This window comes from Aminobacter sp. MET-1, assembly GCF_026521175.1.
GTDB lineage: Bacteria > Pseudomonadota > Alphaproteobacteria > Rhizobiales > Rhizobiaceae > Aminobacter.
The window spans coordinates 152,245-178,378 of record NZ_JAMSHL010000003.1 but is presented as its reverse complement, the minus strand read 5'-3'; the positions used below and the strand labels follow the sequence as shown (position 1 = coordinate 178,378).

The 26,134-nt window shown below is 64.1% G+C and carries 27 protein-coding genes; 13 read left to right on the top strand and 14 right to left on the bottom strand.

What is annotated here, in order from left to right:
• Positions 1–15 precede the first annotated feature (15 nt).
• From NDO48_RS05870 to NDO48_RS05860, 3 genes are read right to left on the bottom strand one after another with little or no spacing between them, the layout of a single operon-like run.
• Positions 16–870 carry an NADPH-dependent oxidoreductase gene (locus NDO48_RS05870; RefSeq protein WP_267321094.1) on the bottom strand — a complete coding sequence of 285 codons (855 nt, stop codon included), beginning with the start codon at positions 868–870 and terminating at the stop codon, positions 16–18.
• 36 nt (positions 871–906) lie between these two features.
• Positions 907–1,491, bottom strand: coding sequence for an SCO family protein (locus tag NDO48_RS05865; protein WP_267321093.1), 585 nt, complete (start codon positions 1,489–1,491; stop codon positions 907–909).
• 14 nt (positions 1,492–1,505) lie between these two features.
• Complete coding sequence (locus NDO48_RS05860) at positions 1,506–2,384, bottom strand: transporter substrate-binding domain-containing protein (protein WP_267321092.1); 879 nt, start codon at positions 2,382–2,384, stop codon at positions 1,506–1,508.
• Positions 2,385–2,730: 346 nt separating this feature from the next.
• On the opposite strand from NDO48_RS05860, the gene NDO48_RS05855 reads away from it, so the two are divergent.
• From NDO48_RS05855 to NDO48_RS05805, 11 genes are all read left to right on the top strand, one after another.
• Entirely contained in the window at positions 2,731–3,813 is a 1,083-nt protein-coding gene (locus tag NDO48_RS05855) for an ABC transporter substrate-binding protein (RefSeq protein WP_267321091.1), read from the top strand.
• A 62-nt stretch (positions 3,814–3,875) separates the two neighbouring features.
• Positions 3,876–4,721, top strand: a complete 846-nt coding sequence (locus NDO48_RS05850) for an ABC transporter permease (protein WP_018428878.1) — start codon at positions 3,876–3,878, stop codon at positions 4,719–4,721.
• A 48-nt stretch (positions 4,722–4,769) separates the two neighbouring features.
• Positions 4,770–5,858: an ABC transporter substrate-binding protein gene (locus tag NDO48_RS05845; protein ID WP_267321090.1), complete on the top strand. Its 1,089-nt coding sequence runs from the start codon at positions 4,770–4,772 to the stop codon at positions 5,856–5,858.
• Positions 5,859–5,888: 30 nt separating this feature from the next.
• Positions 5,889–6,956, top strand: coding sequence for an ABC transporter substrate-binding protein (locus NDO48_RS05840; protein ID WP_018428876.1), 1,068 nt, complete (start codon positions 5,889–5,891; stop codon positions 6,954–6,956).
• Positions 6,957–7,036: 80 nt separating this feature from the next.
• Positions 7,037–7,810 (top strand): ABC transporter ATP-binding protein, encoded by a 774-nt coding sequence (locus NDO48_RS05835; RefSeq protein WP_267321089.1) that lies wholly within the window; start codon positions 7,037–7,039, stop codon positions 7,808–7,810.
• Positions 7,807–8,283 carry a tetratricopeptide repeat protein gene (locus tag NDO48_RS05830; RefSeq protein WP_267321088.1) on the top strand — a complete coding sequence of 159 codons (477 nt, stop codon included), beginning with the start codon at positions 7,807–7,809 and terminating at the stop codon, positions 8,281–8,283. Before NDO48_RS05835 ends, NDO48_RS05830 begins: the two co-directional genes overlap by 4 nt.
• 22 nt (positions 8,284–8,305) lie before the next feature.
• Positions 8,306–9,244, top strand: a complete 939-nt coding sequence (locus NDO48_RS05825) for an amidohydrolase family protein (protein ID WP_267321087.1) — start codon at positions 8,306–8,308, stop codon at positions 9,242–9,244.
• Positions 9,245–9,296: 52 nt separating this feature from the next.
• The gene (locus NDO48_RS05820; RefSeq protein ID WP_267321086.1) at positions 9,297–9,518 is read left to right on the top strand and encodes a hypothetical protein; all 222 of its coding nucleotides are present in this window, start codon (positions 9,297–9,299) and stop codon (positions 9,516–9,518) included.
• An 11-nt stretch (positions 9,519–9,529) separates the two neighbouring features.
• Positions 9,530–9,874 (top strand): ArsR/SmtB family transcription factor, encoded by a 345-nt coding sequence (locus tag NDO48_RS05815; protein ID WP_018428871.1) that lies wholly within the window; start codon positions 9,530–9,532, stop codon positions 9,872–9,874.
• 27 nt (positions 9,875–9,901) lie between these two features.
• On the top strand, positions 9,902–10,387 hold the full coding sequence (locus NDO48_RS05810) for an SRPBCC family protein (protein WP_267321085.1): 486 nt from the start codon (positions 9,902–9,904) through the stop codon (positions 10,385–10,387).
• 113 nt (positions 10,388–10,500) lie between these two features.
• Entirely contained in the window at positions 10,501–11,355 is an 855-nt protein-coding gene (locus NDO48_RS05805) for an alpha/beta fold hydrolase (RefSeq protein ID WP_018428869.1), read from the top strand.
• A gap of 84 nt (positions 11,356–11,439) precedes the next feature.
• Here NDO48_RS05805 and carA read toward each other — a convergent pair whose 3' ends face one another.
• Entirely contained in the window at positions 11,440–12,642 is a 1,203-nt protein-coding gene (gene carA / locus NDO48_RS05800) for a glutamine-hydrolyzing carbamoyl-phosphate synthase small subunit (protein ID WP_267321084.1), read from the bottom strand.
• Positions 12,643–12,931: 289 nt separating this feature from the next.
• Between carA and NDO48_RS05795 the strand changes: the two genes are divergently transcribed.
• Positions 12,932–13,381: a GatB/YqeY domain-containing protein gene (locus NDO48_RS05795; protein ID WP_267321083.1), complete on the top strand. Its 450-nt coding sequence runs from the start codon at positions 12,932–12,934 to the stop codon at positions 13,379–13,381.
• A gap of 237 nt (positions 13,382–13,618) precedes the next feature.
• On the opposite strand, the gene NDO48_RS05790 is transcribed toward NDO48_RS05795, so the two are convergent.
• The 7 genes from NDO48_RS05790 to NDO48_RS05760 all read right to left on the bottom strand — a co-directional run bounded on the left by NDO48_RS05790 (position 13,619) and on the right by NDO48_RS05760 (position 20,260).
• On the bottom strand, positions 13,619–14,068 hold the full coding sequence (locus NDO48_RS05790; RefSeq protein WP_267321082.1) for a hypothetical protein: 450 nt from the start codon (positions 14,066–14,068) through the stop codon (positions 13,619–13,621).
• A 39-nt stretch (positions 14,069–14,107) separates the two neighbouring features.
• The gene (locus tag NDO48_RS05785; protein ID WP_157632768.1) at positions 14,108–14,458 is read right to left on the bottom strand and encodes a metal-sulfur cluster assembly factor; all 351 of its coding nucleotides are present in this window, start codon (positions 14,456–14,458) and stop codon (positions 14,108–14,110) included.
• Positions 14,455–15,606, bottom strand: a complete 1,152-nt coding sequence (locus NDO48_RS05780) for an amidohydrolase family protein (RefSeq protein WP_267321081.1) — start codon at positions 15,604–15,606, stop codon at positions 14,455–14,457. Before NDO48_RS05780 ends, NDO48_RS05785 begins: the two co-directional genes overlap by 4 nt.
• A 47-nt stretch (positions 15,607–15,653) precedes the next feature.
• A complete protein-coding gene (locus NDO48_RS05775; RefSeq protein ID WP_267321080.1) occupies positions 15,654–16,520 on the bottom strand; it encodes an alpha/beta fold hydrolase in 867 nt (288 codons plus the stop codon).
• Positions 16,495–17,499: an ABC transporter permease gene (locus tag NDO48_RS05770; protein ID WP_267321079.1), complete on the bottom strand. Its 1,005-nt coding sequence runs from the start codon at positions 17,497–17,499 to the stop codon at positions 16,495–16,497. Before NDO48_RS05770 ends, NDO48_RS05775 begins: the two co-directional genes overlap by 26 nt.
• Complete coding sequence (locus NDO48_RS05765) at positions 17,496–19,010, bottom strand: sugar ABC transporter ATP-binding protein (protein WP_267321078.1); 1,515 nt, start codon at positions 19,008–19,010, stop codon at positions 17,496–17,498. The genes NDO48_RS05770 and NDO48_RS05765 overlap by 4 nt, the downstream gene beginning before the upstream one ends.
• Positions 19,011–19,093: 83 nt before the next feature.
• Complete coding sequence (locus NDO48_RS05760) at positions 19,094–20,260, bottom strand: sugar ABC transporter substrate-binding protein (protein WP_267321077.1); 1,167 nt, start codon at positions 20,258–20,260, stop codon at positions 19,094–19,096.
• Positions 20,261–20,408: 148 nt separating this feature from the next.
• On the opposite strand from NDO48_RS05760, the gene NDO48_RS05755 reads away from it, so the two are divergent.
• Positions 20,409–21,356: a helix-turn-helix domain-containing protein gene (locus NDO48_RS05755; RefSeq protein ID WP_245262335.1), complete on the top strand. Its 948-nt coding sequence runs from the start codon at positions 20,409–20,411 to the stop codon at positions 21,354–21,356.
• 509 nt (positions 21,357–21,865) lie between these two features.
• On the opposite strand, the gene NDO48_RS05750 is transcribed toward NDO48_RS05755, so the two are convergent.
• The 3 genes from NDO48_RS05750 to NDO48_RS05740 all read right to left on the bottom strand — a co-directional run bounded on the left by NDO48_RS05750 (position 21,866) and on the right by NDO48_RS05740 (position 25,870).
• Positions 21,866–22,450, bottom strand: a complete 585-nt coding sequence (locus tag NDO48_RS05750) for a glyoxalase superfamily protein (RefSeq protein ID WP_267321076.1) — start codon at positions 22,448–22,450, stop codon at positions 21,866–21,868.
• Between the two features lie 171 nt (positions 22,451–22,621).
• Positions 22,622–23,785, bottom strand: a complete 1,164-nt coding sequence (locus NDO48_RS05745) for an amidohydrolase (RefSeq protein WP_267321075.1) — start codon at positions 23,783–23,785, stop codon at positions 22,622–22,624.
• 420 nt (positions 23,786–24,205) lie between these two features.
• A complete protein-coding gene (locus NDO48_RS05740; protein WP_267321074.1) occupies positions 24,206–25,870 on the bottom strand; it encodes a Na/Pi cotransporter family protein in 1,665 nt (554 codons plus the stop codon).
• Between the last annotated feature and the right edge of the window lie 264 nt (positions 25,871–26,134).

Sequence of the window (26,134 nt, the reverse complement as noted above, 5' to 3'; positions counted from 1 at the left end):
AGGGCGCTGGAGCGCCTATTTCAGCTTGAAGCCGAGCTGCAGCAGCGCGGCGCGGATGTTCTCGCGGTTCTTCAACGCCTTTGCCGTGCCGATGCGCCGGCTGACCAGTTCGGTCCAGTCGATCAGCGGCAGCGACTGCTCCTGCTGGAAGCCGCGCATCGTCGCGTCATAGGCGGCGAGGTCGCCGGCATTGGCGGCATTGTAGCGTCCACGATGCAGCACGGTGCGGCGTGGCAGGCGCGGCTTGATGTCGGTGGCGACCTTCGGATCGGGATAGCCGACTGTCATGCCGAACACCGGCAGCACCTCTGGCGGCAGGCCGAGCAGTTCAGCGACCTGTTCGGGGTGGTTGCGGATGGCGCCGATGTAGCAGGTGCCGAAGCCGAGCGATTCGAATGCCGTCAGCGCGTTCTGGGCGGCAAGGGCGGTGTCGATCACGCCCAGCAGCAGGCTTTCGGTATAGTCGAGCCCTTCGGAGGGGCGGCTGCGTTCGGTGGTCAGGCTGCGGATGCGGGCGAGATCAGCCAGCCAGACGAGCAGCAGGGGGGCCGCCTCGACATGCCGCTGGTCGCCGGAAATCGCGTTGAGCCGGGACTTGAGCCCGGGATCCTCGACGGCGATCACGCTCCAGGCCTGCAGGTTCGACGAGGTCGGCGCCGACTGCGCCGCGGTGACGGCGAGGTCGACCACCGACGCGGGCACGGCGGTCGGCAGATAGGACCGCACGCTCCGGTGCGACAGCAGCGTCTCGACGGTCTCGTTCCAGTGCGCCGTACCCAGGTCCTGGTCCTGGCGGTAGCGCGCCTCGGCCAGCCTCGCCGCCTGGTTGGCGGTCTGGTCGTTCGCGGCGATGGACAGGGGGAAGGGCATGGGTGGTTCTCCTGATGGGCGGGCAGGCCCGCAATCTTACTTGCCGGCGCCGAGCAGGCGCTTGAGCTTTTCGACCTGCACCTCGTGGGGGGCGAGATATTCGATCCTGTCGACGTAACGGCCCTCGGCGTCCATCAGATAGACGATCGCCGTGTGGTCCATGGTGTAGTCGTCGCCTTCCAGCGGCACCTTGCGATAGGTGGCTTTGAAGGCCCGCGCCACCGTCGCAATCTCGTCGGGCGTACCGCGCAGGCCGATGAAGCGCTGGTCGAAGGTGCCGAGATAGGAGGCCAGATATTCCGCCGTGTCGCGTTCGGGATCGACGGTGACGAACACGACGTTGAGGCCGTCGGCGGCGGGGCCGATTTCGGCGACCGCGCCGGCCAACTCGAACAGCGTCGTCGGACAGACTTCCGGGCAATGGGTGAAGCCGAAGAACAGCGCGTAAGGCTTGCCGCGAAGATCGGCGTCCGACAGGCGCGTCCCTTTCTGGGTGGTCAGCGCGAACGGGCCTCCAAGGGCGAGATCGGTCGACGCCTGCGCCGCACTTACGGCATGCGGCCATGTCGCCTGCGCCACGGCTGTGAGCAGGCCAAGGGTGAGGTAGAGGGATTTCAGCATGGGTGTCCGGGCTTTCAATGGCAGTCGGGGGCGTCCTGGTCGAGATAGACCTCGAAGGCGACGTTCTCGGCCCATTTGCGGCCGAGGCCGGGCCAGTTGGGGGATGTAACCGTTCGGGCAAGGGTCGACACCGCCTCGTCGCTCAGGCGGGGCTGGTCGGTGGCAAGCAGGGCCACCAGTTCCGTCTCCTCGAGCGGGGGAAGCGTGGCAGAGAACTTCTGCCAGCCGGTCTCACCGAACAGCGACCGGAGCAGCACCTCGTCGTGGATGGCGGCGTCGCAGCCGCCGGTCCTGACCTGCACGAGGCCGCGCGCGGGCGCTTCGGTGAGGCGGATGTTGGCGTGGTAGGCTTCGGCCAGCCGCACGCCTTCCGCATTGCCGCGCGAGATGCACACGGTGCGGCCGGCAAGGTCGTCCCAGCCGTGGATGGTGGTGTCGGTGCGCATTGCCACCGTCGCAGCCGAGCGGAAGCCGCTCCTGATGATGCGGGTTTTCTCGGGCTGTGCGTCGTTGTCGCCGCGGCGGGCCAGCACGACATCGACCGCACCTGCGGCCAGCGCGTCGTCCTCGTTGGCATCGACTTCGACGAGCTCCAGCGGCCGATCCAGAGCCGCGGCGATCTTGCGGGCCAGAAGCACGTCGAAACCCTCGGGCGTATAGAGCCTGATGTCGCTCGGTCCGGGCGGCGGCGGGATATGGGTGACACCGATGCGCAAAGCGCCGTCGCCGGCGCTCGCCACCGTCTGCGGCACCGTCGCCATCGCGGCAAGCGCCATGACGCAGCCCAGGGCGGTGCGGACAAGTGCTGTGCGGGCACCTGCCTTGCCTGTGGGCGAAATGCGGATCTTCCGCCGGTCGGCGGGCGCGTCGGAGATGCCGGCAGGGTGAGGCATGGTCGCCACCTTCATGCAGCGGTTGATGATCTTCGATGCTGTTCTAGCCCAGGCTCTTTCCTGCTTTTGGAAACAATAGCTTCTCCGGCTGCAATAAATTCTTTAATGGTTATGTAAATTCCGCGATCTAATACGCAAAACGTATCGCATCTAGAATTCTTCAACGTGTTGATGCCGTGATAATGCGCTGAGTTTTCAAAATTCTCCGGATATTTGAAATGATTTTGCTTATCCTGTCGCCTCCCTGTGGTCAGATTGACTGAAATCGACAGCAAAATAGTCTCGCAATCACAGATTTCGGGCGGCCCCATCCGGGTTCGCCGGCTGGTGAAAAATGGAGACGACAATGCGTATTCGATCGAAACTGTTGGGGCTGGCGGGCGCGCTTGCCTTTACCGTGGCAGGCGCCCTGACCTTCCAGGCCGGCACGCAGCCGGCGCAGGCCAAGGAGACGCTCGACTTCATCAACCTGCCCAAGGCGGCGTGGACGGTGGTCGGCCTGAAGAAGGGCTTCATCCAGGAAGAGTTCGCCAAGATCGGCATCAAGGACATCAACCTGATCAATCCGGGCACGGCTGAACTGTCGGGCGCGGAGGCGGCGTTGCTCGACCGCGGCGGCCTCGCCATCGCCCAGCGCATGATGTACCCGGCGACCGTGCACAAGGCCAACGGCATCGATGCCGTCATCGTCTGGCAGTCGACGGCTTCCGACAAGTTCCGCACCCCGGTCCTGGCCAAGGCGGACGCGGCGATCAATACGGTCGCCGACCTCAAGGACAAGAAGTTTGGCGGCAGCCGCGTCGGCTGCGGCTGGACCTCGCCGACCGAGATCCTGCAAAAGGCCGGCGTGCCGCTCGACACCCGCATCCGCAAGGGCGCGGTGCGCTACGAGACCATCACCAACAGCGCCGCCACCTCGGCCGCCCTGCTGAGCGGGGCGATCGACGCCACCGCCACCCACATCGCCCTGCCGGCCTCGGCGGCATTGTGGCTGTCGGGCGAGGTCAAGGTGATCGGCCGCAGCCCCGACGACGGCGTCTATGTCAATTCCGCCGGCCGGGTGTCCTATTTCGCCATGAAGCCTTTCGTCGAGGCCTATCCGGAGGCCATCCAGGCATTCCTCGTTGCCCATGAGCGCACCAAGGCCTGGATCCAGGAGCATGTCGACGAGTCGGCCGACATCATCGCCGAGGAACTGCGCGTGCCGGTCAACATCGCCAAGTTCCAGATCACCGATCCGTCGTCCTTCGAATTCATGCACGGCGAGGAATCGGCCGACAACGCCCGCGAGGCGATCCGCAAGTTCCAGAAGTTCTACATCGATGCGGGCGACGAAATCCTCGCCGAGCGCCACCTCTCCGACGAGACGATCAACCAGTTCGTCGACGCGCGTTTCTTCAAGGGCGGTCAGTACTCCGTCTACAACTGATCCTCTTGCCTCGTCGGCCCCGAGCGGGCCGACGCCCTTCCTGAAATGACTGGAGAACCACCATGAGCGTCACCACCGTGAACGCACGGCCGGAGGCTGCGCGCGCCAGGCCGGCGGAAAAACGCCTCGAAGCAGGCGCGGCCCCCAACCGGCTGCGCAACATCGGCATCGGCCTGATCATTCCCCTTGCGGTGCTGGCGTTGTGGCAACTGGCCTCGCAGCGCGCATGGGTGTCGCCGATCTTCCTGCCGCTGCCGTCCACCACCTTGCTGTCGTTCTTCGACATGGTGAACAAGCAGAGCTTCCACCTCGATTTCCTGGCCAGCATCAACATCGTCACCCAGGCCTTCGTCTATGGCTCGGTGCTGGGCATCGGCCTCGGCATTGCCGCCGGCCTGTCGCGCACGGTCGAAAAGGTGCTCGGGCCGACGCTCGACGGCATCCGCCACATTCCCGGCATCGCCTGGCTGCCGCTGATCGTGCTGTGGGTCGGCATCGGCCCGGCGGCCAAGATCGTGGTCATCACCAAGACGGTGTTCTTCCCCGTCTTCCTCAACACGCTGCAGGGCATTCGCGGCGTCGAGAAGAACTACATCGAACTCGCCAACGTGCTGACGCTGACGCGCTGGCAGCTCATCCGCAAGGTCATCATTCCCGGCGCCATGCCCTCCATCCTGGTCGGCGTGCGCTACGGCGCCAGCCTTGCCTGGGCGCTGGTGGTGGTGGCCGAGGGCCTGAGCGGCATGGAAGGCGTCGGCTACCTGATCTTCCGCGCCCAGTCGCTGCTCATGACCGACCAGCTGCTGGTCTGCATGGTGGTGATCGGTGTCGTCGGCTTCTTCATCGACCGCTCCATGGCGCTTCTGCAACGCCACCTCCTGCGCTGGAAGCAGGGCTTCGACGGCTGACCGGCAGCAGCGCCGCGCCAACACCACTCAATCATCGAGGAGACTGACATGGGAACCAACTTCAAGCCGTCCGCGACCGACGTCGCCAACGCCGCCTCGCGCGAACTGCTCTACACCATCTGTCCGGTTCTGGTGGCGTCGAACGTGGCCCTCGAACTCGGCTGGATCGACGACGAGCTGGCAAGGGTAGGGGCATCCGCCACCTATCTCCGGTCGCTCGCCGACGAGGACGCCTGGAAGCCGCATTACGACCATTCCTCCGACAGGCTGATCCGCGATGGCGGCAACAGCCCGGCGGTGTGGGCCCAGGCCGATCTCAGGCCCACCGTGCTGATCGGCCTGACCCAGGCCCAGCCGGCCGGCAAGATCATCGTCAGGGCCGATGCCGACATCTATCGCGTCGCCGATCTCAAGGGCCGCGCCTTCGGCATCTACAAGAGCCTGCGTACCGAGAAGATCGATCACCGCCGCGCCACGTCAGAGCACGGCATCCTGGCGGCGCTGGCGCTGCACGGCCTTGGCCGCGCCGATGTGCAATGGGTCGATATCGAGGACCGCGACAGCCACAAGGAGGTACCGGCGCGCACGCCGGCCGGCATCTGGGCCCAGCGCCACACCGATCTCGACGCGCTGGTTTCGGGAACCCACAGCCGCGAGGCGCGCGCCCTGCTCGAAGGCCGGATCGACGCGATCTACGACTATTCGGTCGGCAACGCCAAGCGGCTGGAGGCCAGCGGCCGGTTCAAGGTCATCGACGATCTCGACCTTTATCCCGACTGGACGCTGAAGATCGCCAACGCGCCGCGCACCATCACCATCTCCAAGGAGTTCGCCGACACCCACCGGGACGTCGTCGTGGCCTTCCTGCGCGCCGCCATCCGTGCCGGGCGCTGGATCAACGCCAATCCGGATGCCGCAGCCGAGGTGTTCCAGCGCACCACGATCTACCCCGACGCCTCCGAGATCGCCCGTGCCTTGCGCGCCTACGATCTGGTGCCGAACCTGTCGGCGCAGAACCTCGCCGGCCTCACCATCGAGAAGAACTTCCTGAAGGCCCACGGCTACATCCGCAACGACTTCGATGTCGCCGAATGGGCCGATGCATCCTTCCTCGAGGAAGCGCTGGCGTCTCTCTGATCCCCCATCAACCAAGCGAAAGGACAAACCATGGTCGAAGTTCTGGAACGAAATCCCGCAACCAAGAGCGTCGAGGTCGACGCCCGCGAGGCCTACTACACCATCTGCCCGACATTCGTGGCCTCCAACGTGGCCCAGGAGCTGGGCTGGATCGAGGAAGAGTTTCGCAAGGTCGGCGCCAAGCTATCCTACCTCCGCGCCCTGCCGCCGGAGCTGGGCTATCTCCCTCATTTCGGCCACCAGCTGGATCATCTCTTCCGCGACGGCGGCAATATTCCGTCGATCTGGGCCAAGGCCGATGTGACCGACACGACGCTGCTGGGCCTGACCGCCTCGCATCACGGCGGCCAGATCCTGGTCCGCGCGGATGCCGACATCGCGTCGGTCGCCGACCTCAAGGGCCGTCGCTTCGGCATCTCCAAGAGCCTGAACACGGGCAAGGTCGACTGGTGGCGCGCCACCTCCGAGCGCGGCATCCTGGTTGCGCTGCGGCTGGCCGGGCTCAGCCGCGCCGACGTCGAGCTGATCGACGTCACCCATGAGGACAAGGGCTTCGGCCACGCCAGCCGGCCTTCGGAGCTGTGGGCCCAGCGCCGCACCGACCTGTTCTACACGCCTGAGGTCAATGCGCTGAAGGAAGGCAAGGTCGATGCGGTCTACACCAGCCATGGCCGGGGCCAGGCGCTGGAACGCTCTGGCGCCTTCAAGGCCATCGAGGACTTCTCGCGTTATCCCGACTGGACGCTGCAGGTTGCCAACAGCCCCTATGCGCTGACCGTCAACACCGACTTCGCCAGGGAAAACCGCGACATCGTGGTGGCCTTCCTGCGCGCGGCGATCCGCGCGGCGCGCTGGATCAACCAGAACCGCGAGGCGGCGGCCGAGATCCTCAACCGGGTGACCTACCACCAGACGGTGGCCGACACGGCGGCAGCCATCTCGGGCACCGACTTCCTTTTGTCGCTGTCGCCGCAGAACCTGGCCGGCCTCGACATTCAGAAGAAGTTCCTGGTCGAGCACGGCTATGTCGAGAAGGATTTCGACAGCCGCAAATGGGCCGACAACAGCTACCTCGAAGAGGCGCTGCGGTCGTTCTGATCGTCTTCCAAGACCAACATCCAACGATCCGGCCGTCGCCATTGCGGCGGCCGGATCGGACACAGCAATCGAGGTTCATCATGACTGAGCGCGGCAGCCTGGAACTCAGGGACGTCTCCAAATCCTACGTGGTCGACAACCAGGAACTGAAGGTTCTCGACCACGTCAATCTCAAGGTCTCGCCGGGCGAGTTCATCAGCATCGTCGGCCCCAGCGGCTGCGGAAAATCGACACTGCTCAGGCTGGTCGTCGGCCTCGACGGCGACTACCAGGGCCAGATCCTGCTCGACGGCGAGCGCATCGCCGGCACCAGCCTGGGGCGTGGCATCGTCTTCCAGGACCACCGCCTGCTGCCGTGGCTGACGCTGGAACAGAATGTCGACCTGGCGCTGGAGAATTCCGGCTGGCCGGCCGAGCAGCGGCGCCAGTCGGTGCGCGAGCATATCGAACTGGTCGGGCTGAAGGGCTTCGAGACGGTCTATCCGCACCAGCTCTCGGGCGGCATGTCGCAACGCGCGGCCATTGCCCGCGGGCTCGTCTACCGGCCCGAGGTGCTGCTGCTCGACGAGCCTCTCGGCGCGCTCGATGCGCTGACCAGGCTGCGCCTGCAGGAAGAGCTCCTGCGCATCTGGAAGGCCGAGAAGGTGACCATGCTTCTGGTGACGCACGACGTCGAGGAGGCGATCTATCTCTCCGACCGCATCATCGTCATGCATTCCGGCCCCGGCCGCATCGCCTCCGACATCCGCGTCGACCTGCCCTGGCCGCGCGACCGTGCCAGCCACGCCTTCGCCGACGTGCGCCGCCAGATCCTGCTCGACATGGACGCCTATGCCATGGAGAAAGCGGCGTGACGGGGTCGTGGCCGGGACTTCCTCTGGCTGCAATCGCGCTGGCGCTGGTGTTCCTGTCGCCGGCCGGTGCGGCCGACACGCCGCCTGCGAGCGAGCTGCCCGACCTCACCGCCATCCGCCGCGAGATCTACACCGAGCGCTACGATGCGGCGATCGCGGAGCTGACGACCTTGGTCGAGACGCACCAGCACGCCGATCTCTACAACCTTCTGGCCTTCAGCCTGCGCCATGTCGGCCGCACCGACGAGGCCGAGAAATGGTACCGCCAGGCGCTGTACTACGACCCCGACCACAAGGGCGCGCTCGAATATCAGGGCGAGCTGTTTCTCGCCCTGGGCAAGCTCGACCGGGCTCGCGCCAATCTCGACAAGCTCGCCTATCTCTGCCCCGACGGCTGCGACGAAGCCCGGGCGCTGGAATTCGCCATCGCCGAGGCCGAGGGCAAGGTCCAGGCGGCGGCGCCCAGACAATGACTGTTTTCCAGAAAGCTGAACCATGACCCTTGCCGCGCCTGAAATCATCGACTTCCACAGCCACTATGTCGACCCAAGCTGGGAGCTCACCAACACCAGCGGGCTGAGCGGTCCAAGGCTCGCCCAATGGCAGCGGATCAACAGCCTGATCGTCGACGAGCGCGCGCTGCTGCAGGAGATCGAGGCCGGCGATCTCGCGGGCAGGGTGGTCAATACGCCGGCGACCTTCCTCGCCGGTCCCGACGGCACGGTGCCCCATGACAGCTTCAGGCGCATCAACGACCAGCTGGCGGCGCTGGTCGCGCGCCATCCCGGCAAGCTGCATGGGCTGGCGAGCGTCGACGCTTATGATGGTGAGCGCGGTGCGGTCGAACTGGTCCGCGCCGTCAGACAACTCGGGCTGCGCGGCGTCTTCGTCGAAAGCGCCAAGGGCGACCTGCTGATCGATGCGCCGCAGGCGCGGCCGACGCTTGCCGCCGCCGCCGAACTCGGCGTGCCGGTGTTCCTGCATCCGGTCAATCCCCAGCCGCTGACCAGCCAGCTTGCGCCGCTCGGCCGCGCCGGCACGCTTCTGGCGCGCGGCACCATCAACTCGGCAGCACTTGCCGCGCTGGTCCGCTCGGGCGTGCTGCGCGAACTGCCTGGGCTCAAGGTGGTGGTGACGGCATTGGCCATCGGCGGCATCCTGCTGCTTTCGGGCTTCGGGGCTGAAGAAGACGAAGACGTTGCCGCGCTGCTGCGCCGCAACGTCTTCGTCGACACGATGGGCTTCGACCCTGCCATCATCCGCGCCGCCGTCGACGTGTTGGGCGTCGACAACGTGCTGGCCGGCAGCGACTGGCCGATCGTCAACGAGGGACCGGTGCGCCAGATCTTCGCCGCGGCGATCGAGCGCGCCGGGTTGGGGCAGGCGGCGGCCGCACAGATCGGCAGCCTGAATCTGCTGCGGCTGATCGGCTGACAGGCATCCGTGCCTGGGGGCGGGGCACCGCCCCAAATGACCCGGCAGCCCGGTGCATTTTGCCGCCGCCCCTTATGTGCTGGGCGGCATCTTCATCGCCATGGCGTTGGCGGTGTTCGTGTTCAGGGTCGAGCGCTCGCCCGCAACGACTGAAGGCGCTGAGGCCGGGCCGGCACAACAGAGCCGCATTCGGCTAGACCCCCGAATTTTATTCAACCAATTGGTTGACATCCGTTTCGACGTTTTGTATTCAACCCATAAGTTGATAACTTAGGAGTTGAATGAATGGCAACGGATGCCCTGTCCCTCACTTTCGCCGCCCTGGCCGATCCGACGCGGCGCGCCATCCTGGCGCGTCTCGCCCAGGGGCAGACCAGCGTCGGCGAGCTCGCCGCGCCGCATCAGATGAGCCTGGCGGCGGTGTCGAAGCACATCAAGGTGCTGGAGAATGCCGGCCTGATCGCCCGCGAGAAGGACGCGCAGTACCGCTACTGCAAGCTTCAGGCCGGCCCGCTTCAGGACATCGACGGCTGGGTCGGCGCCTATCGCGGGCTGTGGCGCGACAATCTCGACCAGCTCGATGCCTATCTCGCCGACATGCAGCGCGGCGACGACACCAAAAAGCAGTGATTTCACGAGACACGAAAGGGAAGTGACATGAACAAGATGCTTGTCGAGACGCCGGAAGGCGAACCCACCATCCGCATGAGCCGCACCTTCGATGCGCCGCGGACGCTGGTGTGGCGGGCCTGGACCCGGCCCGAACATGTGGCGCGCTGGTGGGGCTCGCGCGCCATGGGCGCGACCAGAGTGATCAAGCTCGACGTCCGCCCCGGCGGCGAATGGCGCTTCGAGCAGACCACGCCAGATGGCACCGTCTTTGCCTTCATCGGCAAATATATCGAGGTCGACGAGCCGGAGAAGCTGGTCAACACCTTCGCGCTCGAGGGTATGTTCGAAGACAAGACTGTCATCGAGACCCATCGTTTCGAGGAGAAGGACGGCAAGACCCACTACAGCGGCGTCACCCGCTTCGACAGCATCGAGGACCGCGACGGCATGGTCGCCTCGGGCATGGAAGCCGGCGCGCAGGAAAGCATGAACCAGCTCGAAGAGCTGCTCGGCGAGCTCGTCTCCGCCTGATCTTCGCCGGCTCCGGCCGGCATTCCCCTATCGCAATCGTGACCCAGCCGGCCGTTTGGCGGCCGGACGGGATCGCTCATCCCCAAGACACTATTCCCAGGACAGGAACCACAATGAACACAACGCTGGCACGTGCGGGCGCGGCCCTGCTCGCCCTTTTTTCCACCATGGCACCGGCAACGCTTTCGGCCCAGCAGGCAGCGCCGCTCGAACTGCATCATCAGATCCAGGGGGAGGGGCCGCCGCTGGTGCTGCTCCATGGCGCCTTCATGACCATCGAGACCAACTGGTCGAGCAGCCTCGGTGAACTCGCCAGGTCGAACAAGGTCATCGCCGTCGAGCTGCAGGGCCATGGCCGCACCGCCGACCGCGACAGCGGGCTCAGCTATGAGACGATGGCCGACGACGTTGCCGGCCTGCTCGACAGGCTCGGCGTGCAGAAGGCGTCGGTCATGGGCTATTCGATGGGCGGCAACGTCGCCCTGCAGATGGCGCTGCGCCATCCCGACCGCGTCGAGCGCATCGTCGCGGTGTCGGCGGCTGCCAGCGACAAGGGGCTGGCTGCGGGGCACAAGGAGATGGTGCAGCATCTGAGCGCCGACATGTTCACTGGCGCGCCTGTGGTGGCGGAGTACCAGAAGCTGTCGCCCAGGCCGGACTTTCCAGCCCTGGTCGACAAGGTCAAGCAGCTGGAGCTGACGCCGTTCGACTGGACCGCCGACCTCGCCAGGATCAAGGCGCCGGTGCTGCTGGTTGCGGGCGATGCCGACGTCGTCACGCTCGGCCATCTTGCCCAGATGCACGCCGCACTCGGCGGTCATGCCAATGGCGACATCAACGGCCCGTCGCGCAGCCAGCTTCTGGTGCTGTCGGGCACCACTCACATGGGCATCCTCGCCGACCCGGCGAAAGCGCAGCAGGTGGCGCTGGCGGCCAATGTCTTCCTCGGCGCTCCCGCTGCGAAATAGGCGCGCGTCCGGTCAGCTTCAGCGCAAAAGAAAAAGGCCCCGCATCGCGGGGCCTTTTGTCTGTTTGTCGGTGCCTGCCTGGTCTCAGCGCTCGGCGAGTACGGATTCGCCCTGGCGTTCGCGGATCAGGTTGGCGAAGCGGCGGAAGAGGTAGTGCGAGTCCTGCGGGCCGGGCGAGGCCTCGGGGTGGTGCTGGACCGAGAACACCGGACGGCCGGTCAGCGCGATGCCGCAGTTGGAGCCGTCGAACAGCGAGACGTGGGTTTCTTCCACGCCCTCGGGCAGCGAGTCGGAATCGACGGCGAAACCGTGGTTCATCGACACGATCTCGACCTTGCCCGTGGTGTGGTCCTTGACCGGGTGATTGGCGCCATGGTGGCCCTGGTGCATCTTGGCCGTCTTGCCGCCGAGGGCCAGCGCCAGCATCTGGTGGCCGAGGCAGATGCCGAAGACCGGCAATTCGGTCTTGAGCAGGTCCTTGATGACGGGCACGGCATATTCGCCCGTCGCCGCCGGATCGCCGGGGCCGTTGGACAGGAAGATGCCATCGGGCTTCATCGCCAGGATGTCTTCGGCAGAGGTCTTGGCCGGCACCACGGTCACCTTGGCGCCGAGGCCGGCGAGCAGGCGCAGGATGTTGCGCTTGACGCCGAAGTCGACGGCGACCACGTGCATGGTGGCTTCGTTGCGCTCGCCATACCCTTCGTTCCACACCCACGGCGTCTCGGTCCAGGACGACGACTGGCCCGAGGTGACCTCCTTGGCAAGGTCAAGGCCGATGAGGCCCGACCAGGCGCGGGCCTGCGCCTTCAGGTTGTCGATGTCGAACTTGCCGTCGGGCGCATGGGCGATGACGGCATTGGGCATGCCCTTTTCGCGGATCAGAGCGGTCAGCGCGCGGGTGTCGACGCCGGACATGGCGACGATGCCGCGACGCTTCAGCCACTGGTCGAGATGACCGGCGGCGCGATAGCTCGACGGGTTGGTGACATCGGCCTTGAACACCGCGCCGACCGCGCCGGAGCGCGCCGCCGGGTTCAGGTCCTCGATGTCCTCGTCATTGGTGCCGATGTTGCCGATATGCGGGAAGGTGAAGGTGACGATCTGGCCGGCATAGGAAGGGTCGGTGAGGACTTCCTGGTAGCCGGTCAGTGCGGTGTTGAAGCACACTTCGGCAACGGCTGTGCCGGTGGCGCCCAGGCCTCGGCCGGTGATGACCGTGCCGTCGGCCAGAACCAGAACGGCGGTCGGCACTTCGGTTGCCCAGGGGGCGGTCTCTGAGGCCATGGCGATGCTCCTGCGTAACGGGCGCCGCGACTTGAAGAATGGCTCGCAAGGGGCCATATCGCGCAGCGAAAAGCACGGACGACCACCGTCAGGCGGGCCCCGTGCACAAACCAAAAAAGTCCTTGCAAGGCGCGGACAATAAGCGAAGGCCCGATTGCGGTCAATGACTGCGGCGGCATTCGTGGCTAATTATTTTTCTGAATAGAATCAGGAAGTTGGCCGTTGTCATCGGGTTTGCCGCTGTGGCAGATCGGCGCTATTGTCTGCGACACGTTCAGGAGAAATGGTCATGCGTGCAACGCTCGCCGAGGCGCTAAAGACTGCATTGAAGGCCGGCGACAAGCGCCGCACCTCGACATTGAGGCTGATTCAGGCCGCGATCCAGGACCGTGACATCGCCCAGCGCGGCGCCGGCAAGGACGCCGTGACGGATGATGAAATCCTCCAGATCCTGACCAAGATGGTCAAGCAGCGGCAGGAATCGGCCAAGGCCTTCGAAGACGGCAACCGTCTGGAACTGGCAGCCCAGGAGCGCGACGAAAGCGCCATCATCTCCGAGTTCCTGCCCAAGCAGATGAGCGAGGACGAGGTGCGCGAGGCGGCGAAGGCGGCGATTGCCGAGATTGGCGCGGAGGGGCTGCGCGACATGGGCCGCGCCATGGCCGTGCTCAAGGAGCGTTATCCCGGCCAGATGGATTTCGGCAAGGCCAGCGGCATCATCAAGGCGCTGCTGCAGTAAATTCGAGGGCTTATGCCCCTGTGAACGCGACGCCCCGCCTGCGATGCAGCGGGGCGTTTTTCGTTTTTGGGCGCTTTTCCGGCATTAGGTTGCAAAGACCACCAGCCAGAATGCGACGCTGCGTGGCGACTGGTGACCTTTGGCAGCAAGCGACCTCAATTGAGACATAAGAGGTCGAACTACGAAATCCCAAAAGCAGTCATACACCCTCGAGCCTGCGACAGCAGCTTTTAGTCCTCAAGTCGGCCGTTCGCCTACGCCGCAGATTTCCCGAAAGCGGATATCTGACAGCCTATGGCGCAGCGGCGCGACTGCCGGCGCGTCGGTGGCGCATGCCAGATCGTCTACCGTATTGCTTCCATAGCTTACCGGCCAGCTTTGACCCAGAGTATGTCCTTGATCGTCGTCGGCACGCCGTCCGCCGGGGAAAGCGGTGCGATTCTTCTCCATCTTTGTTCCGAAAGGCGCGCTGCTTCCAGCGCGCCTTTCGGAATCCAGTCTGGTGAAGGCGTTGAACCGCGCCTGTACCAATTCCGCCCGCTTCAGGACGGAATGGGTCACTTCGACAGGCGAAAGCGATCCCGATGCGTAGGCTAAGGCCAGTTGCCGGGCGTCGAGCCTGCACACTTCGTCCGCGTCAGCCAGCGAAGCAGCGCGCGGCCCATCAGCGCTTATCGTCTCGGCCATGCAGCCTCCCCTAGGCTGTTCCGATCAGGCAAGAGCGTCCTATGTCTCGGGATAGCCGATCCGCGGTCCGCTCAGGGTCGCGCGATAGGACGCGGCCATATGCCCGGGCGTCCAGTCGATCTCCGGCGAGATGGACACCTCGACCGAACCAATGCCCTGCAGGTTCATCAGCTTTTCCTTGGCTTGCGCCGTGAAGCTTGGGCCCATCATGCAGCAGGGCGATGTCACCCGCAGCTGCAGTTTCACGGCGATCGCGTCGCCTTCCGTCTCGAGGTCGAGTCCCTTGATCAACCCCATTCGTACAAGTCCGACAGGCTTGCCGATCCCCGCGCTGCAGGGATCTATGATTTCATCTAGTGCGGCTTCCACCACGCTGCGCATATCCATCATGCTGTCCTCCTGCCGCTTGTCCAAGGCTCTGCCAGTCGGTCGCGATTGGCAAACTCATCGGTGGCGGCAACCCGCTTCAGCTTTTCCACGTCAAGGTTCAGGATGCGTGCCTGGGTCCCCCCGAGCATCATGCGCTTGATCTCGGGTGTCAGCGCCGGATAGGCATAGCCTTCCTGCATGCTGACCGGAATCTGGAAGTTCCAGAACGCCTCGAGGAACGGCTGGGGATGGATGACCGGAACGCCGGTTCCCCAGACAACACGGTCCGCCGCGCCCGCCTGAACCAGCGAGCCGAGTATGTGGGCAAGCCGTTCCGGTGCATAGAAGATCAGCGCGCTGGTGCCTTCCAGGTTGATCGTCACGTTCGAGTTGTAGGTCGCCTTGAGGACGGTGTCTTCGAGGAAGGCAAAACCGCCGTGGAAGATTTCGAAGTTCATTTCCGGGAAACTGGTCGCGGCATCGTTGACGTCATCGACCATGAAGTACTCGTGGCCGACATTGCCGAAGGGGATCGCCTTGTGCATCGCCACGGTCTTGATGCCACGCTTGAGCATCCGCTCGTACAGCGGGAACATCAGCTTCTCGTCGTCCATCCTGGTGCCGCGCACCGTGCCGCCCACCAGATCGAGGGGATAGAACTTGAAGGCCGATACCTGCTCCTCGTCGATGAAGCGGTCGATCTCGTCGAGCACGTTGTCGTGGTAGGGGCTGATGCCGCCATAAATCAGGACACGGCCGGGCCAACGGTCACGCATCTCCTTGCCGACGTAGAGCGGACCGCCGCCATCCCTGAAGAGATTGAAGATTGGCAGGTGATGATAGACGCACGCATCGACCTGGCTCTCGCCGAAGAGCGAATGGCCGATCAGGTCGGCGTCCTGCATTATCCGATGCTGCTGCGGCACAAGCCATTTGGGCACACCGCGCGGCGTATAGAATTCGTGGATGCCCCACAGCATCTGCGTCATCATGGGCGCATATGAACCGGGCACCAGATTGTCCGGGTCGTGATTATAGGTGTGCGCAACCCCGTCTATGACGAAGATGTCATCCGGAAGCGCCTCCCAGGCCTTCCCGTCGGAAATGCGGGCGGCAATCTTCTGGTCGATCCCGGTTCCTCCACCAAACTGCGCTGCTTGCTCCGACATCGTTTTTCTCCCTGGCTCTCTGGCTGTATATGGCCGCCCTACCTTCTTCATTCCTGCTGGTGGCGAAGCAGGAAGTTCAGGGCGGCTGCGTTGAAATCTACCGGGTTCTCGATGTTGAGAAGATGGCCAGCATCCGGCACCACGGTCAACGTAGCCTGCGGGATGAGCTGGGTGATCTCTCTGGACATGGAGAGCGGGGTGAGCGGATCGTCGGACCCGCACATGACATGGGCCGGCACTGCGATGTGGTCCAGGCTGACATGGGTGTCGAGATTCACCAGCGCCTCGATACTTTTGATGTAGCTGTGCTTGTGAAGCCTCGACATGCTGTCGACGAGCTGGGCCAGAGCTGCCGCTGACGCCTTCGGCCCCATGAGCGATTGCGCCACGGGCCCGGCGATGTCGACCGGCTCCTTTCCGTTCATCAGCGGTTCCCTGCGGGAGCGGATGAATTCCGCTCGGGCCTCCGGCGAGAAGCGCGAAAAGCCTGTGTTGGTCGCGCATAGGGTGATCGTGCGCAGCCGGTCGGGATAGGCGTAGGCGAAATCCATCGCGATGCGACCGCCCATCGACAGTCCGATGATGTGCGCGCGCTCTTCGCCGAAATGATCGAGCACCCTCGCCAAATCGTCGGCGAAATCCCGGAACCGCAGCTCCGTTTCGTAGTCGTCGCTGTCGCCGTACCCGCGAGCATCCCAGGCGACGGCGCAAAAATGCTCGCCGAAAACCGGGAGATTATCTCGCCAGTTTCGCCTGTTGCCGCCGATGCCGTGCATGAAGACGACAAGCTCTCCCTCGCCAACGCTCTCGACCGCGATGCGGGGAGATGCGCCGACGAAACTCGTTTGTATTGTGGCGTTTGGCATGGCGGGAGTCACTTGGCTGGCATCACTTGTGCGGGAGGTTGCGGACACGTGATCCGCCTGTCGCAGCGATAAGTACTGCACCTGCGAACAGCTGCTGCGAATAGGCCGGTGCGCCGATCAGGAGCAGGCCAAGGGTGCCGGTCCCGATGATATAGACGCCGATCACGGTGCCGAGAATGTGGAAGCGCTTGTTGGCCAGAGTCACATAGCCGAGGAAGGCTGCGGCATATGCCGGAAGCATCATCGATGTGCCGAACAGGGGCGTCAGCGAGCCCTGCCTGGCGGTATACATGAAGCCGGTGATGCTCGCCAGGACGGCGCAGGCAATGAACGCGAGAAGGACGTTGCGGTTGACCCGAATTCCAGCCATGCGGCTTGCTGCCCGGTTGCCGCCGGTCGCGTAGAGATGGCGTCCAGTAACCGTGTAGCGCAGTGCTACGGCGATCACGACGGACAGAACGAGAAGATAGAAGAATGGCGCCTGCAATCCGGCGATGCGCCACGAGCCGTACCGTATGAACGCATCGGTAAAGCCGGTGAAAATGACAGAGTTTCCTGTCACCCAGAGCGTCGCGCCGTCAAGCAGGCTTGCCGTACCGATCGTCGCGACCAGTGCTGGAATTTCAAGCACTGTGACGAGAATGCCGTTGAACGCACCGATCACCAGAGCGCTGATCAAAACGACCAGCAACGCCGTCGGAATCGGCCAGCCGAACTGCGTGATCAGGACTGTCGCAAGCGCGCCGGCGAAAGATGCCGTCGCGGCGATGGAAAGATCGAATTCGCCGACGATCAGCACCAGCGTCAGGCCGCAGGCGAGGAGCGCGAGCAGGGCTCCATCATTGAGGATGGTCACGAAGTTTTCGCGGGTCGGGAAATATGCGGGCTCGGCGATCGAGAAGCCGATGATCAGCACAAAGAGAAAAATCACAGGCGCCGCGGACGCCAGGTCAAAACTGCCGGTCCAGGAAGAGCGCTCGGTGGGACTGGTTGTGGTGGTTTGGGCGGAAGTTTCCGGGATCGTCATACCGCGACCTTTGTGCTGTCAGAAGAGGATAGAAGACGATGCAGCATCGAATCCTTCGAGATATCGGCGCCGCTAAGTTCGTCGATGATCGTTCCATCCCTCAGCAACAGAACGCGATCGCAAAGGGCTTGGAGTTCCTCCAATTCTGATGACACCACCAGAACCCCGCGACCTTCGCCGGCAAGCGCGCGAATGGCGCCATAGATCTGGGTCTTGGATCCGATGTCGACGCCATGCGTCGGCTCATCGAGCAGGAGCAGGCGAACCGGACCCAGCACCCATCGCGAGAAGATGACCTTCTGTTGATTTCCGCCGGAGAGAGCCGACATGGAGGCGTGGATCGAAGGCATCCTCACGGAGAATCGCTTCGTCGCTTCCTCGGTCTTCTGTTGTTCGGCGCGAAGATTCAGAAGTCCCCCGGTTCGGAACCGGCTGGCCCATGGCAGGGTTACATTCTGCCAGATGGGCAGCGTGTCGACGAAGCCATCATGGCCCCGTTCTTCCGTCACAAGCGCAATCCCCGCCTTCAGGGCGTCCCGGACGGAGCCGGTTGCGACGGGCCTGCCTTCAATGAGCACGTCGCCGGCAGTGCTGGGTGACGCGCCTGCAAGCATGCGAAGTATTCGTGACCTGCCTGAGCCTCCGAGGCCGGCTATTCCAATGATCTCGCCCCTGGCTATGTCGAAGTTGATATCGCTGAGCCTGCTGTCGCCAAGCCCTTTCACCGAAACCAGCGTTTCGCGATCCTTGGCGACCGGACCGGTCTTGCGTACAAAAAGGTCCTGCATGTCGGACCCAACGATGTCGCGCACCAGTCCGCCCTCGGTCATTTCTGCAAGCGGCGTGGTCGATATCCGCCGCCCGTCGCGCAAGACCGTCACACGGTCGGCGATCCTGAAAACCTCTTCAAGGCGATGACTGACATAGATGACGCTTACACCGCGCTCCTTCAGTTTGCGGATGGTGTCGAGGAGAGTACGAACTTCCGGTTCGGACAGAGACGCCGTGACCTCGTCGAGAACCAGCAGCCTGGGCTTGCGCAGCAAGGCCCTTCCCAATGCGACCATCTGGCGCTGATGCGCGCTCAGGGAGGCGAGAGGAGTCCGCGGATCGACCGAGAGTCCCAGCGATGCCAGACTCGCTTCGCATTCGCCATGCTGGGTTTTCCAGTCGATCAGCCCTGCCTTCCGATGTTGATAGGGAAGGCCGAGGAGAAAGTTCTCCGTGATCGAAAGGTCGGGGATGAAAGGCGGTCTCTGATGGACGAAGCCAATTCCGGCAGCCAGCGCATCGCTTGGATGCAGGAGGCGCAGCGGGCTTCCGGCCAGAAGCATTGAACCGTGATCAGGCGAGAAGTCTCCCGCGAGTATGCGGATGAGTGTCGACTTTCCGGCGCCGTTCTCTCCGACGAGCGCGTGGATTTCGCCTTTGCGCACATCGAAATCCACTCCCTTCAGTGCGCGGGTCTCGCCGAAGGTCTTTGCGATGTTCGAGAATTGGAGAAGCGACATGTCGATGCTTTGTCCGCGAGCGTATGGAGCCTGCGGCGGGCGCTGTGCCTGCCGCGATGGCCCCGACACATGTGTTCCGCCGGCTAGTTCGCCGCCGCCCAGATCTCACGATATTTCGTCTTGAAGTCGAAGCCCGGATCGTAGCGCTTGCGGGGTGTTGCATTCGACTGGATGGTCAGCTGAAGTGGGAAATCCTTGTTCACGCCGACCTCAGCCTTGTTGATCGCGCGATTGCATTCGTCGATGCCAGCCCACGCCACCCATTCCAGGCCCCAGTTGATCGTCGCGACCTGGCCGCCTCCCGAAACGATGGAGTCTACCGCGACGGGTTCACCGTCAAAGCCCAGCGCCTTGATCTCGGTCCGGTCGCGCTGCCGTGCCGTCGCGAGAACCGGAACGAGCGATTCGTCATACGGTCCCAGCACCCACTGGATGCTGTCCTTGGGGTGCTTGGTCAGCAGCGCCTGTGTCTTGGTGATCAGGTCGGCGGCGCCCGCGCCTACATTGAACTCTACCTCTTCCACGACCGTGGCGACATCACCGCCATGCTCGGCGAGATAGTCCTTGAAGCCCTGAAGCCGTTCACCCAGCTGCGGGAAGGCGGGGGCCGTGAACATGACGACGTTGCCGCCGCCATTGGCAACCACATAGGCTGCGAGAAGCTTGCCGGCAGCGGTCTGGTCGATGCCGAAGCCAATATCGCCGCCAAACTCCCTCGGGTCGTCGGAGAAGCCCGTCACGAAAGCGATCCCCTTCTCCTTGCCCCGCTGGATCTGAGCGCGGATATCGCGCGATGGGGAGCCAAGGGTAAGCACGCAGCTTACATCGCGGTTTATTGCTGCCTCGACGGCTTTTTGGGTAACCGCGGGATCGCCCTTCGAATCGATCGGTATGACCTTCCAGCCCATAGCCTCGGCGGCCGCCGTGGCGTCCGCAAGTGTGGTCTGGCAAACGGAGAGAGCGAGAGGGCATGGAACCACCGCGATCGTCGCGTCCTTGACGGGTTTCGGCGAGGCTTCCGCGCCGGTCCAGCGCGATGAGCCTTCGCCCAGCGGATCGCGTGACATGACGGTGTTGGTAGCCTGGCCGACGACTTTCTTGGCGAAGTCGATGGCGGCCTGATTCGCGCTGGCCGGCAGCACTGCGGTCGCCGCCAATGCGAACGCTGTAAACGACACACCAGTCATTCTGCGTGAGATACGGTTCATCGTTGTTCCCCAGATTGTTGAATGCATGGTTGTGATCACCATCGCTTGATCCCAGTAAAGCTTCGACGGGGAAGGAAGTCTTGGTACGATCGTGCATGAAGAGTGCCGCGATTGTGCACTCCGGCGGGTGGAGTTGTGCACTTGTGAGCGCTGGACCGCTGCGCTAACGTGCATGGGGTTGTTGGTGCCGATGATCACTGTCCTGTCCACTGATGCGGTCGATCCGACCGCCCGTTTCACGAGTTTCCAGGAGGCAATCTGCCAGATCGCCGATTTGTCGGCTCATCGGTTCGAAACCAACGCCTACCAGGCCAAGATTAGAAAGAGTCAGGTCGGTTTCCTCGACTGTTCCTTCGTCGACTGTGAACCGGTCGTCATCGAACGAAGCCTTGCCAATATCGGCCGTGACAATGGCAAGGACTATCTGCTGGCGCTGCAGGTGGTCGGAACCGGTGTCACGCGGCATATCGGCCGTGACGTGCGTCTGACGCCAGGCGACTTCAGCATCGTCGACAGCACTCTGCCCTATTCCATCGAGTTCGAAGGCCCGGTTCGGCGGGTCGTGGTCCGGTTCCCGCGCAACGAGTTCGTTCACCGTGGGCTGAGCACCGACAGGGTGTGCGGGCACATATTCCGCGGTGAGGGCGGCGCCAGCGGCCTGGCTTCCCGGATACTGCGATCGCTCGAAGCCGATCCCACGGATATGGGACCACAGGCTGGATATTCACTCGCTACCGCGATCCTGGATCTTATCGCCGATTCAGACCCGGACGACGATACGTCCCTGGGCGATGAACTCACGCAATCGCACGACCATATCATCCGACGCATCCGCAGCATCGTGATCGTCAATCTTTCGGACCCGGAGCTGTCGGTTTCCTTCGTGGCGGCAAAGGCGGGCATTTCCGTTCGCTACTTGCACAAGCTTTTCAGTGCCACGGGAACGACCTTGCACAAATGGATCGAGAGCGAGCGCCTCGACCGCTGCTACCGCACGCTCCAGCGCTCAAACCAGCGCAACCGGACGATACAGGACATTGCATTCGCCAACGGGTTCAATGACCCGGGCTATTTCAGCTACCGCTTTACCCGCAAATACGGAAAGAGTCCGCGTCAGGTGCGAATGAAAGCTCGTTAGCTGCTTGTCCGACCAGAAACTCGCGCTTGTTCTGCTTGAATAAATATAGTCTCCAGAAGCCGCCGATCCGATTTCGGCCCCTGGTTCGCTAACCCACCAATGTCTGCTTTTCTTGGAGGCTCTTCCAAAAGCCGACAGTTCACTAACCACCCCTTGTCAGTCATCGAAAATGCTATTTGCAATCAATGACTTGATATGGCGTTGGTGGCGTTTTCTACCTAATGTCGCGCTTTTCCTTCTCCCCTTGTGGGAGAAGGTGGATCGGCGCGCAGCGCCGAGACGGATGACGGGTGCTGGAAGGAATGAGGCGGGGCAGAATAGGGTGCTGTGAAGCGACAGGCCTTCGGATGCCGAAGCTCCGTCCAGCACCCCTCATCCGCCCCTTCGGGGCCGCCCGGCCCTCCGCTATGGCTCCGGGCGTTCGTCGTTGGAAAAGCCAAATCGTTGGCTTTTCCTGGCCTTCGGCCACCACTCCTTACCCCGCAAGGGGGGCAAGGGGCGCTGCTCCGTCAGGCCGCGCGGCGGAGCCTGACGGGCGTCCTGTCGCGCAGGGCCCAGATGTGGCCGAACGGATCAAAGACAGTGGCACCGCGCCGGCCGTCGGTGGCGGACGCGAGCTCTCCTCGTAGCCTTGCCCCTGCGTCGACTGCCCTCTGCAGGGCCGCCGCTGCGTTGGCGACCTCCAGTATGAAGACGACGCTGACGGCACCATCAGCCTTGGGGAAGAAGGGACCGCCGCGATGCGGCTCGAGTTCCCGCCGCGGATTGGCGCCGCCAACCTGGACGGCAACGTCGCCGATCCTGAGGTCTATCGAAATCGGCCTGCCCTCAAATCTGTAGACCCCGCCTCTGACGGCGCCGAAGGCATGCTGGTAGAAGGCTGCCGCTTCTTCCTCGCGACCGTGTTTGACCAATATTGAGATGCCGAGGCCCGTTCCGGCGTCGCAACTGGCCTTCAGCATGTTCCAGTCGGTGCAGCCGAGTTGCCGGGCAACGGTTTCGAGACAGGCGCTGTGGGAGAGGTGTATGCCCTGTTCGGCCAGGCTGTTGCGCAGGTCTCTGGCCATGGACTTCACGCGGTCAAGCGTTGGCATGGGTGTTTTCCCTATGGGGGCGACTTCAGGCGTCAGTGCTCGCGTTGCCGACGGTCGCCCGCGAGGGGAAAACCTGGTTCGTGGTGCATTCACCAATCCCAAGGGAGCGAGCGGCAGGCTGCACGGCCTTTTCAGAGTTTACGAACTCGGTCGATTCGCGCAAGCAGCGGTTCACCCGACCGGCAGGCGCTGGCGCACGATGGCGGCGTGGAAGCCGGCGCCGTGGATCAGGGCTGCGTCGTTGAAGTCGAAGCGCGGATTGTGCAGCGGGGCCGAGGTCTCGCCATTGCCGATATAGGCAAAGCAGCCCGGCACGTGGTCGAGGAAGCGGGCGAAATCCTCCGAAGCGGTGACCAGTTCGCCCTTGCCGTTGATCGCGGCCGGCTCGAACACCGCTGCTGCGGCTGCAAGGGCTGCGGCGGTGGCGTCGGCATCGTTGACCAGCGGCACGAATTCCCTGCTGTAGGCCACCGAGACCGTGCAATTGTAGGCAAGTGCGGTGCCTTCGGCGATGATGCGCATCTGCCGTTCGATCTCGGCGCTGACTTCGGGGCGGAAGCTTCTGGCGTCGCCGAGGATGCGGGCGTGGCCGGGCAGGGCGTTGCGGGTGCCGTCGGTGATGAGCTCGGTGACGGAGACGACGGCGACATCGGCCGGGTTGAGCCGGCGCGCGGCAATGGTCTGCAAATTGGTGACGACAGCGCAGGCCGCCACCAGCACCTCGCGGCCGACATGCGGGCGGGCGGCATGGCCGCCCAGGCCTTCGAGCACGATCTCGAAATTGTCCTCGGCCGACATCAGCGGGCCGGGCCGCGTCTCGAAATGGCCGAGCGGCAGGCCGGGCATGTTGTGCAGGCCATAGATCTCGTCGAAGGGGAAGCGGCTCATCAGGCCGTCGTCGAGCATGGCGAGAGCGCCCTTGCCCCATTCCTCGGCCGGCTGGAAGACGAAGCGCACGGTGCCGTCGAAGCCGCCGTCGGCGGCGAGCATCTTGGCGGCGCCCAACAGCATCGCGGTGTGGCCGTCATGGCCGCAGGCATGCATGACGCCTGGCGTCTGCGAGGCGTAGGCGTGGTTGCCTTGCTCGGCGATGCGCAGTGCGTCCATGTCGGCCCTCAGGGCAACGGCACGGTTGCCGCTGCCGCGCCGGAGCGTGCCGACCACGCCGGTTCCGCCGACGCCCTCGACCACCTCGTCGAGGCCGAACTCGCGCAGCTTCTGCGCGACGAAGGCGCTGGTGCGCCGTTCCTCGAAGCCGAATTCCGGGTGGGCATGCAGGTCATGGCGCCAGGCGGTCATGTCCTGGATGAGGCTTTCCCGGTCGAGCGCGGCCATGTGCTGATCCCCTGAAGGTGGAAATGCAGCCTCGCCCGGATCGGGGCGGACAGGCAAGGGCCGTCGCTGGGGCCAGGATGGGCGCTTTTCGTCTCGGGGCGAGGGCGGCGCAAACTTTCCTTCTCCCCTTGTGGGAGAAGGTGGATCGGCGCGCAGCGCCGAGACGGATGAGGGGTGTTGGAAGAAATGAGGCGGAGCAGAATAAGGTGCTGTGAAGCCTTGGGACGCCGCGTTCCGTCCAGCACCCCTCATCCGCCCCTTCGGGGCACCTTCTCCCACAAGGGGAGAAGGGGAGGTCGCGCTGGCCGGGCCCTCCGCCAGGGCTCCGGGCGTTCGTCATTGGAAAGGCCAAATCGTTGGCTTTTCCTGGCCTTTGGCCACCGCTCCTGACCCCACAAGGGGAGAAGGGATCGACGCTGCTCAGCTTGCCTTCAGGCGCGAGCCCTGGAGCAGGCCGTGCTCTTCGAGGACCGGATAGGCCATGGAGGCGAGCATGGAGTTGATCTGCTTGAGGTCGCGGATGGTGTCGAGGTGGATGGAGCTGGTCTCGACGCTCTTGATGGTGCCGTCGCGCAGCCTGAGGAAATGGCTCTGGCTGGTTTCCTTCTCGACGTCGCGCAGATGGTCCTTTTCGGCCACCAGCTGGCGCGCCGTCTTGAGGTCGCGTGAGACCAGCACGTTGAAGGACAGCCTGGCGTTGGCCAGCACCGCCTGGTGGAAGCTCAGCAGTTCGCGCCAGCCTTCGGTCGTGAATTCGAGGCCGCGGTCGAGCTTCTTCTGGACATGGGCGAGCATGTTGCGGACGATGATGTCGCCGACCTGCTCGAGCTTGACGCAGGCGCCGAGCAGCTCCTGGCAGCGCAGCGCCTCGTCCTCGGTCATCGGCCGGATGGTCGCCTTGGCGAGGTAGAGCTTGATCGCCGCATGCTTGCGGTCGACGCGGTCGTCGAGGGCGGCCAGCGCCTTGATCTTGTCGGCGTCGGCATCCTCGTAGAGCTCGATGATGCGCTGGAGCATGATCTCGACGGTTTCGCAGACGCGCACGACCTCACGGGTGGCGTTGGCGAGCGCCTGGGACGGGGTATCGAGCGCTGCCTCGTTCAGCGCGCTGAGCTCGACCACCGCCATGTCCTTGGCGGCATCGGGCTTGGTGCCCATCGCCACGATCTTTTCCGAGGCGCTGTAGACCAGCCTGGCGAGCGGCAGGCCGGCGACCAGGATGATGCAGTTGAACAGGATGTGGGCGTTGATGATCTGGTCGGGCACCGATGTGCCGAGGAAGGCCACCGGCGGCTTGAACGACAAGAACAGCACCAGCATGACCAGCGAGCCTGCGCCGCGCATCAGCAGATTGCCCACCGGCACGACGCGCACCGCCGGCTCGGCGCTGCGGGTGAGCAGGGGGGCGATGACCGAGCTGCCGAGATTGACGCCGAGCACCAGGACGATGCCGAGTTCGGGCGGCACCAGCCCGCGGCCGGCCAGCGTGACGATGAGCAGCACCGCTGCGATCGACGAATGGAACAGCCAGGTGATCAGTGCCGCAAGCAGATAGGCGGTGACGGGATCGCCTTTGAAATAGTCGATGATGACGGGCAGCAGCTTGCTTTCGCGCAGCGGCTCTGATGCCTGGCCGACCATCTCCAGCGACAGCACCAGCAGGCCGATGCCGACGAGGATGCGGCCGAACTGCTGCCAGGAGCGGCGCTCGGTGGCGAGGAACATGGCGGTGCCTGCGGCAAGGCAGACCGGCACCAGAAGCGACAGGTCGAAGGTCAGGATCTTGATGACCAGCGCCGAGCCGATCTCGGCGCCGCGCACGGCGAGCTGGCCGGCCATGCCGCTGACGATGCCCGCACCGGCAAAGGAGCCGACGAGCAGGGTGACGGCGGTGGAACTCTGCAGCGCGATCGCCAGCGCAGTGCCGGCAAGCACCGCCATCAGCGGGTTGCGCATGGTGTCGCGCAGCTTGTGGCGCAGCACGTCGCCATAGGCGCGCTCGACGCCGGTGCGCACCATGCGCGTGGCAAACAGCAAAAGTGCCACCGCGCCGGCGAGATGGAGGAGGACGACCGAACCGCTCACCGTGCGTACCTCGCTGGGGTGTTGGCCTGCTGTCCTGGCTTTTGGGCGCTGAGGCGAATCACTGTGTTGACCATGCCGATTAGATTAGCCGGATAATATCTTTCGTCCATATTGCACAGCTGTGCAAATGCAACAAGAGGCGACTGTCCATATGTAGTGAGGTTCGACATCGGGCGTGGTTCCGGCGCGACCGCGACGCGCCGCAATCTGGATGGCCTGGCTGAATGGCCTCGCTGAATGGCTGGCTGGACGGCCGGGCTTGTG